Origin of the sequence: Bacillus sp. FSL E2-8868, from assembly GCF_038005505.1 — a bacterium.
GTDB lineage: Bacteria > Bacillota > Bacilli > Bacillales > Bacillaceae_G > Bacillus_A > Bacillus_A mycoides.
In genome coordinates, this window is the sequence record NZ_JBBOTI010000004.1 from 116,896 (window position 1) to 131,696 (window position 14,801).

Annotated in this window: 13 protein-coding genes and 1 pseudogene; 6 read left to right on the top strand and 8 right to left on the bottom strand. The window is 32.4% G+C overall.

Annotated elements, in window-relative coordinates:
• Positions 1 to 943 precede the first annotated feature (943 nt).
• Positions 944 to 2,926: a methyl-accepting chemotaxis protein gene (locus NSS74_RS25615; RefSeq protein ID WP_340814551.1), complete on the bottom strand. Its 1,983-nt coding sequence runs from the start codon at positions 2,924 to 2,926 to the stop codon at positions 944 to 946.
• A 784-nt stretch (positions 2,927 to 3,710) separates the two neighbouring features.
• On the opposite strand from NSS74_RS25615, the gene NSS74_RS25620 reads away from it, so the two are divergent.
• The 5 genes from NSS74_RS25620 to NSS74_RS25640 all read left to right on the top strand — a co-directional run bounded on the left by NSS74_RS25620 (position 3,711) and on the right by NSS74_RS25640 (position 6,975).
• The gene (locus tag NSS74_RS25620) at positions 3,711 to 4,091 is read left to right on the top strand and encodes a GntR family transcriptional regulator (protein WP_002144210.1); all 381 of its coding nucleotides are present in this window, start codon (positions 3,711 to 3,713) and stop codon (positions 4,089 to 4,091) included.
• Positions 4,088 to 4,786 (top strand): ABC transporter ATP-binding protein, encoded by a 699-nt coding sequence (locus NSS74_RS25625; protein WP_002144211.1) that lies wholly within the window; start codon positions 4,088 to 4,090, stop codon positions 4,784 to 4,786. Before NSS74_RS25620 ends, NSS74_RS25625 begins: the two co-directional genes overlap by 4 nt.
• Complete coding sequence (locus NSS74_RS25630) at positions 4,783 to 5,577, top strand: ABC transporter permease (protein WP_340814552.1); 795 nt, start codon at positions 4,783 to 4,785, stop codon at positions 5,575 to 5,577. Before NSS74_RS25625 ends, NSS74_RS25630 begins: the two co-directional genes overlap by 4 nt.
• A 39-nt stretch (positions 5,578 to 5,616) precedes the next feature.
• Positions 5,617 to 6,351, top strand: coding sequence for a Bax inhibitor-1/YccA family protein (locus NSS74_RS25635; protein ID WP_002169667.1), 735 nt, complete (start codon positions 5,617 to 5,619; stop codon positions 6,349 to 6,351).
• Positions 6,352 to 6,699: 348 nt separating this feature from the next.
• Positions 6,700 to 6,975: a hypothetical protein gene (locus tag NSS74_RS25640; protein ID WP_002144215.1), complete on the top strand. Its 276-nt coding sequence runs from the start codon at positions 6,700 to 6,702 to the stop codon at positions 6,973 to 6,975.
• 67 nt (positions 6,976 to 7,042) lie between these two features.
• Here the strand turns inward: NSS74_RS25640 and NSS74_RS25645 are convergent, their stop codons facing one another.
• From NSS74_RS25645 to NSS74_RS25665, 5 genes are all read right to left on the bottom strand, one after another.
• Positions 7,043 to 7,276: a YuzF family protein gene (locus NSS74_RS25645; protein WP_340814553.1), complete on the bottom strand. Its 234-nt coding sequence runs from the start codon at positions 7,274 to 7,276 to the stop codon at positions 7,043 to 7,045.
• Positions 7,277 to 7,514: 238 nt separating this feature from the next.
• On the bottom strand, positions 7,515 to 7,748 hold the full coding sequence (locus NSS74_RS25650) for a hypothetical protein (protein ID WP_002144216.1): 234 nt from the start codon (positions 7,746 to 7,748) through the stop codon (positions 7,515 to 7,517).
• 294 nt (positions 7,749 to 8,042) lie between these two features.
• Positions 8,043 to 8,189, bottom strand: a complete 147-nt coding sequence (locus NSS74_RS25655; RefSeq protein ID WP_000738547.1) for a BC1881 family protein — start codon at positions 8,187 to 8,189, stop codon at positions 8,043 to 8,045.
• A gap of 546 nt (positions 8,190 to 8,735) precedes the next feature.
• A complete protein-coding gene (locus NSS74_RS25660; protein WP_002130368.1) occupies positions 8,736 to 9,197 on the bottom strand; it encodes a CarD family transcriptional regulator in 462 nt (153 codons plus the stop codon).
• 217 nt (positions 9,198 to 9,414) lie between these two features.
• Positions 9,415 to 10,323: an acyl-ACP desaturase gene (locus NSS74_RS25665; protein ID WP_002065481.1), complete on the bottom strand. Its 909-nt coding sequence runs from the start codon at positions 10,321 to 10,323 to the stop codon at positions 9,415 to 9,417.
• A 518-nt stretch (positions 10,324 to 10,841) separates the two neighbouring features.
• On the opposite strand from NSS74_RS25665, the gene NSS74_RS25670 reads away from it, so the two are divergent.
• A complete protein-coding gene (locus NSS74_RS25670) occupies positions 10,842 to 11,141 on the top strand; it encodes a hypothetical protein (protein ID WP_033706798.1) in 300 nt (99 codons plus the stop codon).
• 567 nt (positions 11,142 to 11,708) lie between these two features.
• Here the strand turns inward: NSS74_RS25670 and NSS74_RS25675 are convergent.
• Together NSS74_RS25675 and ltrA are read right to left on the bottom strand one after the other, a co-directional pair.
• Positions 11,709 to 12,353: pseudogene (locus NSS74_RS25675) on the bottom strand (Rpn family recombination-promoting nuclease/putative transposase); the annotation flags it as partial.
• 73 nt (positions 12,354 to 12,426) lie between these two features.
• Entirely contained in the window at positions 12,427 to 14,253 is a 1,827-nt protein-coding gene (gene ltrA, locus NSS74_RS25680) for a group II intron reverse transcriptase/maturase (RefSeq protein WP_340814555.1), read from the bottom strand.
• Positions 14,254 to 14,801: the final 548 nt, after the last annotated feature.

Consider the following 14,801-nt stretch of genomic DNA (forward strand, 5'->3'; position numbering starts at 1 on the left):
AATATATAAGATCTATATTTATAATAGATTTTAATATATGAAGTATTACTAAAACTTGCATATGGAATTGCTAGCCTTCATCTTTGAGAATTCTTTCTACCAATATCATTCTCATTCAATATACATATAAGATTCAATGAATCTGAAAGAAGTTCTTTATCATTTCCTCTTAATTTTTCTTCATCACAACACTCATATTTTATATAGAACGCTTCCAAAAAATTAAGACTATACATATTTTCAATAAATATACTTATTCTAATTATTCGGAATACGCATTATACTTGAAGTGAATTAATTGAAGATAGGAGGATTTAATTATGAAAAAGAACAAATTATTTTCAGTATTACTTTCTATCGCTTTAATGTTTGGTTTTGTTTTTACAGCATTTTCATTTCCAACGGGCGCTAGTGCTTGAGTAATGGACGAAAATAGCCGTACTACAATAGCCCACCAGAAAAGTAGTGATTATATACCATTTAGTGTTACTGCAGGATACAGTCACCTTAAAGTATATGTCAAAAATCGAGGTTAATCTAATTCATATGTTTCTCTTAAACATATGACTAGTGGAAAAGTAATAAAGAAGGTTTCCCGCAAGGCTTTAAGGCTGGTGATTTTGAACTATCATTTAGTAGTGGCGGTAAACCTGCATACCTTGACTGGGCTTACAAATCATCAGATATTATTTGAAATTAGATGAAGAAGACGGATTTTCCGTCCTCTTTCTTTGTATCTTTTTAAAAAAGGATATATTGTCATTTTCTCAATTTTTATTAAATCTATTTAAACTTTTCATTTAAATAGATTTAATAAATTTCCCTCCAAGAAAAGAGGCCAACTACCTTTTAAAGTAGTTGGTCCTCATTTACAAGTGTCATAATTAGCATTTACTTGCTATGACTTATAACACTTCACACAATTATATTTTAAAATGCTCACTTATACCTTAAACCCTCCAATCAACTCTTGAAGTTCTTCTGCCATTTGTGCCAATTGAGTTGCTGAAGAATTTATCTCTTCCATGGAAGCATGTTGTTCTTCGGATGAACCAGCTATAGTTTGCATACTTGTGGTGTTCTCTTTTACAGCTACTGCTATTTGATTAATAGATGTATCGACTTGCATTGCATCAGATGTCATCTTATTTGATAGGTCCACCATACCATGTATTTTGGAAACGATATCATTCGCTGAATTTGAAATCTCATAAAAACTTTGTTTTGTATCATTCGCTACCTTAATTCCCGACTGTACTTCTATTCCTACTTCATTCATAGCTTTAACAGTCTCATGTACATCTAATTGTATTTCCTTAATTAATTTTCCAATTTCCATTGAAGATTGTCCTGATTGTTCCGCTAATTTCCCAACTTCATCCGCAACAATTGCAAATCCACGTCCCTGTTCTCCTGCCCTAGCCGCCTCAATCGCCGCATTTAGTGCTAGTAGATTTGTTTGTTCAGCAATATTTTGAATCGCTTCTAATATAGTGCCTATTTGCTGCGATTTCTTATCTAATAATTTAATTACATTATCGGATTGGGAAACAGAATTATGTATAGACTGCATTTGTGTTACAGTTTGTTCTACTAATTGTTCCCCCTCATTTGCTTTTTGTTTTGTGTATAAAGATGAGCTCGATACTTCAGAAGCATTATCAGCTACACATTGAATATTTCGTGTTACCTCACCTATTAATTTAGCTCCAGACTCAACTTCATTATTTTGAACTTCTGCACTATGTGAGATTTCTTCCATTTCTTTTGTAATTTGTTCTGTTGCAACACTTGCTTGCTCTACACTAGCAGTTAGTTCCTCAGAAGAAGCTGCTACATGTCCTGCAGATGTGTTAATTTGTGAAATAATATTGCGTAAAGACTCTGCCATAGCATTGAAACTATAACCCAATTGACCAAGTTCATCCTTTGAACGAATATCAATTTTCTCCGTTAAATCTCCTCGACTAATTCTTTGAGCTGAAATAACTAATTGTCTTAGTGGATTAATAATAGATCTAAGAACGAAGAAAATTATTATTCCACCTAATAATAATGAAGCTCCTATTATAGCAAATGTTTTATAAAAAATAGGATTGGTAGCTTCTTCAATTTCTTTCATAGGCATTACACCAGCTATTTTCCAACCTGTTTTTTTATTTGTCTTAAAGCTTATGTTGCGGTCCTCACCATTGAGGCTATACGTAATCTCTCCATCTTCTTTCTTATAAAGTTCATCTGCTAAAGATTTATCTAATTTTTCACCAGGTTTTAATGTTGGATGAACAACTATAGTTTTATCTTGACCCACTATAGCTACAAAACCTTGCTTTCCTATCTTTATCATTTTAGATGTTTTTACGATATCATCAATATTTAAGTCCATACCAATGACACCACTTTTATCTGCATTTTGTTTGGCAATCGCTATTACCATATTTCCTGTAGCTTTTGATTTATACGGAGATGAAACAATAATTTCTCCATTCGCTTTTACAGCATCCTTATACCAACTACTTTCTAACGGATTAAATCCTTCTGGTATTTCTCCAACAGGCGCATGAATAAATTGATTGTTACTGGATGCGGAATAAATTGTTTCTATCTCTGGATGTAACTGTATATATTGTTCAAATTTACTCTGTACATTTTGTAATTGATCAGGATTATAATTGCCTTGTGTGAGTAATTTTGCAAAATAAGTTACATCTATATATTTATTTTCTAATTCATCATCAACAATCTTATCTAAAATACTTACATTATCTTTTGCTGTTTGTAGAATTGTTTCATTAAGATCTGTTTTCGCCTCATCATAAGATGTTATTCCTACGATAAGACTAGGTATAATTAATATTGCAATAAATGCCATAGACAACTTCGTTTTTAGCTTTATTTGTTCCAATTTTTTTTTTATATTAAACACGATTTACTTCTCCTTTTCATTCTTACAACTCATATTATTTATTTAAATGTTTACTCCTTTATCTTTTTCTACAATTATTTATGGTATCATTTGAAATGAAATTACTACTATATTCTTTTACATGTATCTTCATAGATAGCGATATAGCTTTCACAAGCGGAGTTTTATTTATCCCCCCTTACAAATATGTTATTTTTCTATTTTAAGCAAATATAAAACTAAGAATTATTCCAAATAAACCGTATTAAATATATACTTCACTCTATTAAAATGGTTTTTAGTTTTGATTGGATAAAAGGTTTAATTTAGGCCTATTTAAATTGTATGAAATCCTTAACATAAGAAATCCCCTAAAACTTAACTAAGTGAATATATCCCCTGGATAATTCTACTTAATGGCTTTTTAAACTACTCTAAATTCTTCACTTCATTAACAAATCTAGTTACTACAGCCGCTTTTTTATTGGATTACTGAACCATAAATTCTAAATAGAAGAATAAAATAAATTGGAGGACTATATTGTAACATGTATACATAAGTTTTAAATATTAAAATGAAAAAATATTTGGTAAGGGGTTTTGAAACTGAATTTGACTAGTAGATTTCTCTATTTGGATAGAAATAAATAAAGTCCCATAAACGGTCATTTTTGGTACCTGGGTGTTTACATGAATTCACTAAATATATCACCTTCCATTTGTTATGGTTTTCAAAATAACTATTTACATATAATTTACATTAGTGTACTATTTGTCTAGTACACTAATACAGAGGAGGAAAGAAATGAAAACTGAGTTTTCTCCTAATACCCCTATTTATGTTCAGGTAATGGAATACATCAAAAAAGAAATTGTAACAGGACGTTTGGCGCCAGGTGAAAAAATTCCTGCTGTACGTGAATTAGCGGGTGAATTACAAGTGAATCCAAATACAATTCAACGTACGTTTCAAGAGCTAGAACGGGAAGGTATTGCTGAGACACGTAGAGGAACAGGAAGATTTGTAACAATGAATGAAGAAAAAATTACAGAGCTACGCAAAGAAATGGCAAAAGAGTTGCTTGATAATTTTATAAATGGAATGAATAACTTAGGATTTATGGAAGAAGAGGTTCTCTCAATACTCCGTTCTTCTTTGGAAAAGAAAAAGGAGGGAAATGAATGAAAGAATTATTGAAAGTTGAAAATCTGTCGAAAAGATATGATTTAAAAACAGTGATTCAAGATGTAAGCTTAACAATCTCAGAAGGAAAAATTATCGGTCTTGTTGGTGAAAATGGTAGTGGGAAAACGACATTATTAAAAATGATTTCGGGTTTACGTTTTCCTTCTAAAGGAAGTATTACAATTAAAGATAAAAAGGTGGGATTAGAAACGAAAAAAATCGTTTCATTTATGCCTGATAGTCCTGTTTTTGAAAAATGGATGACCGTAAAAGATGCTTTGTTGTTCTATCGAGATATGTATGCTGATTTTAATCTACAACAAGCAATAGATTTAATAGCTAACTTTAAGATCCCGCTAGAGGAGAATATAAGCATCTTATCAAAAGGGAAAACAGGGATATTACAGCTAATATTAACTTTTTCAAGAAAAGCAACGGTATATGTATTAGACGAGCCATTAGGTGGAATTGATCTTGTTTCTAGAAAGCATATAGTAGATTTAATTCTTAGCTTTTATCGTGAAGATAGTACCATTCTTATTTCGACTCATTTAATAGAGGAAATTGAAAATATATTTGATGAGGTAATCTTTTTAAAAGACGGGAGTATTGTATTGCATGAAAATGTAGAAGAAATTCGTTTTCACCATGGAAAAGCAGTACATGAGTTATTTAAGGAGGTTTTTGAGAAATGAATCCACTTTTTCGCTATTTATTTAATTGTAATAGAAAAAAGATAGCCATCCTTTATTTTGGATTTATGACTATTTCATTACTTTTTTTATTTAATATGAAGGGACTATCAAAGCTAACAAATCAGCTTACAAAGGATATAACATTAGGTATATATGTATTAATTATAGGTATCACTGCATTTTTATTGCTTTTAATAGCTTTGCCTTCTTTCAATGAAATGCTAAAAAATACTATGATACGTTATACAGCCATCTCAGGAAAAAAATATATATATGCAAATTTATTCTTTTTCACGTTAATGTTTATTCTTTTACTAGTAATAGGCTTAATTTTTCTATACTATTTCTCCCAAAGTACCTACGGAGGAAAAGTGGTCGAGGGATACCAACAAGAATTTCATAAGTTATATGCATATGGATTTCTTCATCACATACTTTCTGTTTTATTATGGGGAATCGATTTCATGAGTATATTAATCTCCTGCTATTTCACTATGGTAATTACAAAGCTGATTCCTATAAAGTCATCAATGAGTAAGATGGTTTTATCAGTTATTTCCCTTTCTTTATTCTTAATAATCCAAACATTCATACTGGACGTTTTAAGTAAATTAGAGAAATATGTAATCACCATAAAGAGTACGGGGTTCATAGATAACAATGGTTTTATTGACACATCACTGTATCCGAGTGAAGGGTTCACTATTTTAGATATTTGTTTCACTTGCTTATTCATAATTGTCCTAACAGCTATTACAGGTCGTATCATTGATAAAAAATTAGAAATATAAAGATCTGCTTCAAAGGTAGAGTGTATTTAGGAGGAAAAAATGAGAACAACTAATCCAATATTAAAAAAAGAAAAATTTCATAAAGAGAATACAAATGCTTCTACGATGACTATTGGCGGAACGATAGCAAAAACATTCATTTTGCTTATCTTACTTCTTGCAGCGTCTGTCTATTCATACGTACAGATGACACAAGGAACAATGAAAATACCTGTGTTAGTTGGAATTATAATAGTTACTCTAATTGTCGCATTTGTAGTTATATTCATTCCGCGCATATCCCCAATTTGCGCACCGATTTATGCAGTATTACAAGGGATTTTATTAGGAAGTATTTCAGCATATTATACAATGCGTTTTGGTAATTCTATCGCTTTAACTGCCGTATTACTAACGATTTCAATTTTATTTGCCATGTTAGTGTTATACGCAACTCGAATAGTAAAAGTAACTAAAAAGTTTCGCGCGGTTGTAATGGTTGCAACACTTGGAATTTTTATTATGTATTTTATTGTTTTCTTATTGAGCATCTTAGGGGTGACTGTTCCATATATTCACCAAGGTGGGACAATTAGTATCATCATAAGTACAATTGTAATTGTTGTTGCTGCATTAGATTTATTACTAGATTTTGATTCAATTGAAAATGGTACTCATAGTGGAGCGCCAAAGTATATGGAATGGTACAGCGCAGTAGGGCTTATGATGACATTAGTATGGTTATACTTGGAGATCCTTCGTCTGGTTTCTTACATTATGAAAAACAAAGACTAGAAAACATCCTGCATGCTTCAAACATGCAGGATGTTTTTGAATGCCCATCAACCTAAAATTTTGAAGTACCCCCAAAACAAAAAATGTACATTTTCACCTGAGGATGCCAATTTTCTCATTTTGGGGTATTTACTTTTCTTAGCTTGATAGGTATGGGGTCACCATACCAAAAAAGAAAATTGTACGTTTAGACACAACTTGGACACATTTTAAGGTGTTTGCTGTACGTTAAGGAATTAGTTTGTATATTTGAGGAGATGTACAAGACAGGTGTGAATTTAGGGGAATCCAATATTTTCTATTCAAATATGATAGAATGGAAATATATCCAAAACGGAGGAACAACAAATGAACTCAAACACAAAACAGTTTATTTATGATATCCAGCAAAGAAAGAACAATTATATGGAAAATGTATTAAAGGCAATACAACACCCTAAAAAAGAGCAATCTGAACAGGTCATTCAAAATATAGTAGAGAAAATGGATATGATGATCAGTTTAGTTACTACTTACATGGCTATTGAATCAGAATCTATGAAAGAATTAAAAGAGCTTCAGGAAGAAATTATTCATGCTCAAGCATATATTCAAAAACGAAAATTTGAAGAAACACAGAGATAAAACCCCGTGTTTTTACTTGGTCGTCTATGACGCTAATCTGTTATAAATCTAATTAGATGTAATTTGATTATTGTTTTGGCATAATCCATACAATTTGTTGAATGCGTACAATATACGGTACCGTATCTTCAATGAGCAAATGATCGGGTTTCACATCCTTTAACTTTCCTCTTACATTACCTCTTACAGTTTCAATAACCACATGTTTACCAATTACCGATTGTAATGTCTGATATACGTAGGAATTAGGTACACTTACCATATTTTGTTCACTAAAGTCATTTCCCTCCAAATAACTCATTCTATAAGACTCCTTTCTAACTTACATTCTTTCTCTTAATATATGATATAAATCTTATAAATATGCTAGAAGGATAAATCATTATGTGAACGAAAATAACATTTTAATAAGGTACGTTTTCTATTTCTAAATTGCTAAAAAATTATTTATATAAGGTCACTTTTTCTAGTTAATAGGTGATGATATCGGGGTACTTTGCATGTACATCCAGGTTGTTCCTTTCAAGATATGTATCATTTTAAATACGCCCTTTATTAGAATACTGCTCATACTTTTTTTGAGATTCTTTAGTAATACGTGCGTTAAGTAAAATTGCTAACAACAAAAACACTCCATATTCCCCCCCTGTAGCTCCTATGATAATCACACTACTACAAACAAGTACAATTAATAGGAGTAACGAAACTAAAGAAATACGTTCATAGTTCTTTGACATCTTCTCGTATTTTATGCGTTGTTTCCTTGCATCCATCTAAATTCCTCCTTAAAATTATCAATTTTCCTATAAAATAAATCTCGCCCTTAAAAAGAAAACAATCTATCGGTTCAAATAATTAGTTTTTTTAAGCAACTAATTTAAATAACATAAAAAGAAATCCTACCAATATTAAGCTTACCACTATGATAATCCCGACCCTCTCCTTCCTTTTAACCCCAATACATTAGATAAAAGTTATGTATATCCCATATTAGCTGCAGCAAACAAAAAGGATCTTCCCTTCTCGTAAAGGCTGATCCTTTTCTTCGTTCATACAACTATTTTTAGCTATTCTTGATTAATTAGAATAACAGCTGGTCCATCTACACGAATTCCACCAACTTCGATTTTTTCATAAGGCTCAACTGTAATAGAAATGATTCCTTCTCGCTTCTTTAATTCATTACTTAATTCTTTTGTTAACATTTTTTTCATGTGTGCACTCCTTCTTACTGCTTAATTTACTATTGTTATGTAAATAAAATTAAAAATGGTTTCCTGGTCTGGAAACCATTTTTTGTAGTTGACCATATGGTGTTACCAGTTCGTTTATCAATTTTACGTAAAGAAGATAAACAATTACTATTCACTGTCTCAGTAGATGTAAGGAACTCTGAAAGATAGCGGTGAGATTGATTGTATTTTCTTCTAGAAATAATGACTTAGATAGTATATTACCTAAAACAATGAAAGCCCTACCTCTCTTTCATCCTTACGGCTCCTTGTCCGTGCCAGTGTGAATCAGGATTGCAAAAATCAAGTGACTATTTAATCGAGTTATTTGATGAAACTTCGAACGTTCGTAAAAGAAATGTAAAAATAAAAATGGATTAGGTTGAAGTAATAACAAAAGAGGTTCCTACTCTAAAAGTGAGTTGAAGAAGTTGAATGTCTTTGAAATGATTTACTTTTAATAATAATCATATTCCCGAAAAATTCAGGATATTTTCGGGGGATGTAATACATTATCTATAATGAACCTTAACAGAAACTTTTTAATTGATTTTCAGTGATCCCTTTAATTAAACCCAGTTCACTAATCAAAAATTCATGTGCGTTATCCAACATTTTTTTTTCGCTTGTATTAAGTGCCTTTTCTTTCTTCATACGCATTAAATCACGTACAACTTCAGCACCTTCTTGTATTTCACCCGTTTTTATTTTGTCCGTGTTCACTTTATACCTTTGTTTCCACGGCAATAATTTATCTGATTCTCCATGCTGAAAAATGTGTATAATGTGTTTTAATGCAAGTATATCAGTAACTGGGCGTATACTCGAACTTAATATTTTACCCATAGGAATCATGACTTGCATATTACTGATTGACATTTTTATAACAAAATACTGTTGTTTTTTCCCTGAGAATTCTTTTTCTTCTATGGCTTCAATTATACCTGCTCCGTGCATTGGATAAACAATGTTATCGCCAATTTGAAACATATAATCCACCTCCATATATGGTAACCTTCTTAACCTTAACATATATGTGATTTTTTATCAAATATTTTATAATATCACAAATTTATTTTTGGAGTCAACTACTTTTTTATTAAAAATTAAATTAAGTAAAAAACACCCCCAAAACAATAGGGAGTGTGTCAGATTCTCAATAAAGGGACGGTCAATTTGCCTATATACATCCTAAAATATCGATTAATTAACATAGATCAGTTTTCCCTTGAAAACGACCAAATCGATCCCGTATTTTTTTCAATCTTATGTGGTACTCCAAAATCTCAATTCTTGCTTTTTCAGCTAGAGGTGCAATGGGTCGTAAGTCTTTTAACCCCCAATAATCAACTACTACATCAAGTACTTGATCAAAATATTGCAGCGGCCCATAGTTAGCTTCTTTTGCAATTACAGTCATTCTATTTTCAAAATCAGGCATGACAGCACCTGGCATTTTAAAATTCCTAATCACATTGGCAATATGATAGCAATAATTAGGTTCCAATTCCAAATGTGTTCGAATGACGTCTCGATAAAACGCATAATGAAGAGTTTCATCTTTTGCAAGACGGCGTAATAATGTAGCAAGATCTGGATCATGCTTACTTGCAACCTTAGCTACATTATTGTAAAACACCATCGTTGCAAGTTCTTGTAGCGTCGTATATGTCATTGCTTCGATTGGTGTGTGAAAATCGGGCTCAAATCCACCCTCAACGACTGACTTTCTTAATTCATGTAATCGTTTAGGGTTCACACTTCGAGTGAGTAGTAAATATGTCTCCAATAAATTCGAATGTTGATCCTCTTCTGAAGTCCAAGTATGAATAAAGTCTGTAATAACAGAAAGGGACCCTTTAAAAGTCGCAGATAAATACGTTGTAAACCATGGTAAATTCACTTCTGTTAATAAAGCTGTTTCAATGGCCGTAATTACACCAGAAGGAAGAGTAACTTGACTTTCATCCCAAGGAACTCTTTTAAAGTCCATTCCCTTATCCCATGGTAAAAACTCATGATAACCCCAGTCTATCTTCTGCGCTCTTATTTTATGTTGTTCATACAGTTCTTTTAAACGTGGTTCTAATCGGAAATCTAAATCATTTGTTAGCATATATAAGTGCCCCCCTTTTCTTATCATAAATAGTCATTCTATTTTTACCCTTAAAAATTTTCTACAAATAAATATTACTTTCCTTTTTTTAAGTCAAACATAACAAATTTGTAACAAAACTTTTTAAGAGCGCTATATTTTTATATGATTTTATAATATAAAAAGGGGTTCTGAGGCATGCGATATGTTACTTAGCCTAAATAAAAAAACTATCTTCAGTAAATAGAGAATAACATTCATAGATGAAGATACTCGTCATGTTGTAAATCTTGGTGAGTGTAAAAAGGTGCATGCCTATAAAGAATCGTTTTATAATAAAGATTGATAATATTTTATACACACTATCAACTTATTTAGACATAAGATCCAATTTATTAGATTAAGCGCTTGAAAAACAAATACAGTTGATGAGATAGCCTTAAACGACAATTCCCAACAAGAACAATGTACATTGACTATGATAATTTAGACCGTATTTTGTGAAACAGTATACAACACAAAGGGAAGAGGCGATAAACATGCAGTCAACGGAAGCGCATATGAAGGAAAAACAACGTAGAGAAAAAATAGAAATAATATTCAGCCACACGGTAAAAGGAGAGAGTTATTTTCATGGTTCTTCCTATCAATGGAAAAACATTGTATATCAAAATTATAATAGAATACAACAAAAAGAGTTGGAAATCGAACAAATTATTTCGGAAATAGAAAAAGAAGGGATTCGTTTTGCGCAGCACCGTTCACTCATACACTATCCCGTTATTGATTTTGTAAAATATATAGCTAAGGTTTATAAGGAAACCATTGAAATACAATAACCATGATTATATTTTTAAAATAAATAATTATATTCAAAGAAAACCTTTACAAAAAGTTTATTTTTGAACATTGTTAACAAAAAGCTCAAAAACTCATTCAAATATTTTTTATTCAAAATACTATTCGTTCATGTTATAATAATAACCATAACGTATTATAGTCGTTTGTATATATTCGGATTTTTTAAAATTTATTACACAAAAAGACAGCTCTTAATTAGAGTTGTCTTTTATTTTTCTCGATATATAATACTGTTCTGGTGCAAAAATCCCAGGATTCTTACAGCTAGGGAAAAGTTGGATTTTTCATATAAACGGTACGACTTTATTTCAAATCAACATTGGGGTGTATACATTTCTTAAGTTGATGGACATGTATGGTGAGGCCTTATATAGGATTTTTAATCAAACTTTTTACAAACGGTACAACTTACTTCTAAAATCACACTAATATAAATTAAAATTAAACTGTCTAAAAAAGGAAAAAACATTTTAAGGAGTTGATGTTTAAAGAATTAAATAAAAAACTTTGCGATATTTTTCGTAAAGTTTTTGTAATAATACGTATTATAATAGTAATTTTCGTATTTCTTCTGTACTTAGACCTGTGAATTTTGCAATGTCTTCTAATGGCATACCATTTTTATGCATACCACGAATTAATTGAATTTTCCCTTTCTCAATACCTTTTTCAATACCTTCCTCTAAGCCCTCTTCTCGAGCATGTGCTAACTTAGCTTGCTCATCTAGAAGTAACTTTTCACGAGCTTCATAAGCTGTTCGGAAAGAAGAGTCATGGCTCATATTTTCCCATTTATTTATTGCCTTTTGTAAAATTGGATCTTGATTCATCGCAATCTCCTCCAATTTTTGAGTTAAATGTTCATCTTCATGTGCTGGTAATAGTAACATCCAGCGAACAAATGCATTTTCCCATGGATTTACTTTTTCTTCATGCCATTGTTTGACCAATTTTGGAATTTCTACAAAATGAATTTCAATATCATCACTTAGTATCTGTTTCTTTTTGGGATTCCATAATTGTCCTACGGTATGAAATGAATCATCCTGCGAGAATAATATAAAATCTAATAAGTTAATGGTAATTGTTTTGCGAAGCGAACGATACGGCATCCCTTCTTGCATTTGGGACGTATAGAGTTTACTCCAGTAATATAAAGATCGCTTCACCATATCATGTGTATTTCGAAGGTCGGGTAAGTCGGAGTCCTCACGGACTCTTTCTCCCCTAAGAACCGGACTTGTCCGTTTCCAAACATCCGGCTCAAGCCTTCTTTTTATTCCAAACAGCTAGTCGTTCGTCATCCATCATACGCCATTCTATTACCTGAATTCTTTCTCGAGGCGTTAATGAAATATGCTTGTTCACTTTCTTGTAAATATATGCTCTCTCTCGGCAGATAGGATGCTTTTGATGGAGTTGAATATGATAAGATGTATGTAGAAGTTGAAGATTACTATATTCATTTGTCCCCCCATAAGCTTTAGGAACTTTATGATGTACTTCTAATGCTTCTCCGTTTTGTAAAGCCTCTTTACACATTGAACAGATATATTTCTGTTTCTTTGCGATTTTAATTCGAGTTAGCGTATTATTGTTATCAAAATCTTTTTTATCTCGTTTAGCAAAATAGTCAGAGAGTTCGGGATTGTCTGGGCTGTTCTTATATTTTATTCCAATATGTCTTGCAATAGGAGTCCAAATCATTTTATAGATTTGATACTGTGTCTTTGGACAGGTGAGAACCCACTTATCATGTCCTCCATGTTTGGGCTTTCGAAAATATTGTTTTACAATCCATTTCCAACTTTTCTTTGGATGCAAATGTTTTACATGTCGTACAACATTTCCCCATATAAAGTAGTCCATGGATGAGAACACCCTTTTCGATACTACATGCCTCCGGTAATACACATACCCCCGGATTACTGAATTTAGGTTTGTTAATAGCGTATAAACAGATTTTCCTTTCAATTTTTGGAAAGTTGTTTTTATTTTCTTTTTGGCTTTTGGAATACTTGTTTTTGACGGTTTAATTAACAATTTATTCTTGCCTTGCACATATTGTTTAATGTGAAAACCTAGAAAATCAAAACCTTCAGTAATGTGAGTAACACGGGTTTTATCTGTTGCTAATGTAATTCCGCGTTTCTCAAGATATGGTACTAATTCTTGATACAAAGCTTCCGCTTCTTCTTTTGTTTGACAAGTGATGATAAAATCATCTGCGTAACGAACCATTGCCTTTGTGCATTTGACATGAATATTATAGGTAGTACCTTGTCTTTTTGTGTTACTCTTACTGTATTTAATACCGAGCTCTTTCTCCATACCATGTAAAGCGATATTAGCCAAGAGAGGTGAAATCACTCCTCCTTGAGGAGAACCCGATGTTGTAGGATGAAACACTTCATTATCTACATACCCGGATGTTAACCATCTTCTAACAACCTCTTTTGCTGGGAAGTTTTGAATTTTCTCTAAGATATGGTCATGGTTTAAATTATCGAAACATCCGGCAAAATCTCCTTCAAATACCCAAACTTTTTTACTTTTGGAGTTTAGTTTGTTAAAGACATTCGCTATGGCATCATGTGCACTACGCTTCGGGCGGAATCCGTACGAAATGGATTCGAATTCTGCCTCCCACTCTGGTTCCAGAGCGTTTTTGGCGATATTTTGCCAAATTCTATCCTTAACTGTTGGAATGCCCAACGGGCGTAATTTCCCATTTTTCTTTGGAATGTGTATGCGCTTTACTGCTCTTGGACGATGTGATGAAATATTTTGGTGGCTCATTTTCTGAAACAATGCCATCCTAGACCTAGGTGTCAATATACGTTCTCCATCGATACCCGCTGTGCGCTTCCCACGGTTTATTTGTGTAACTCTTTTAATTGATAACAATAGATTCGCTTTGCTTCGAAGTATAAGGCGTTGTAATTTTCTCACTCTTCTACTTTGATTTTGGTGTTTGGCACGAAAAATTCGTTGTCGTAACTTCCTTACATACCTTTCGATTTCTTTCCACTGGATTGTAAACCAATCTGTAAGTGAAGGAATAGCCGACGCCTTGTGAGCTGTATCCATAACTAGATTCCTTCCTTTCCGCAAAAGTTTCTTTCCGCTTTTTTTCGTGTTGAAGACCTGTTGGAAGTCTGCACCCTTTCGGGTTGCATCATTAAGGTTTTTTTCCTTGAATGCTATTCGCACAGTTATGAGTTCCTGTTATCTTTCGCCTTTGCGACTTTCGCTTTTCCCAACATCCCATACCCTCTATAACGTCATTCTGCCTTACGACATCCTTACTGTACAACGTACAGATTATATAGGGCTTACCAAGTTCCACTTCTAATAGATACGATGAGGGAAGGTATCTTCTACTACTCCGGCGGATATGTAGGTTGTCCCTCAGCGGCATACAAAGTCCACTTTTCTCATCCGCAATCCCAATGTATCAACGTCTTTCATTAGGTTCATAGTAACGAAGCTTAAGAAAATTCACTGTCGTTTACCTTTCTCATCTTTCCCTAGCACGGATTGAATGTACGTTCATCGCTTCCTTATGCATCCCCTCATGCAACCAACCCTGCCATTACTAGCAACGCTGTTTCGGGTGGAAATATTCTTGACAACTA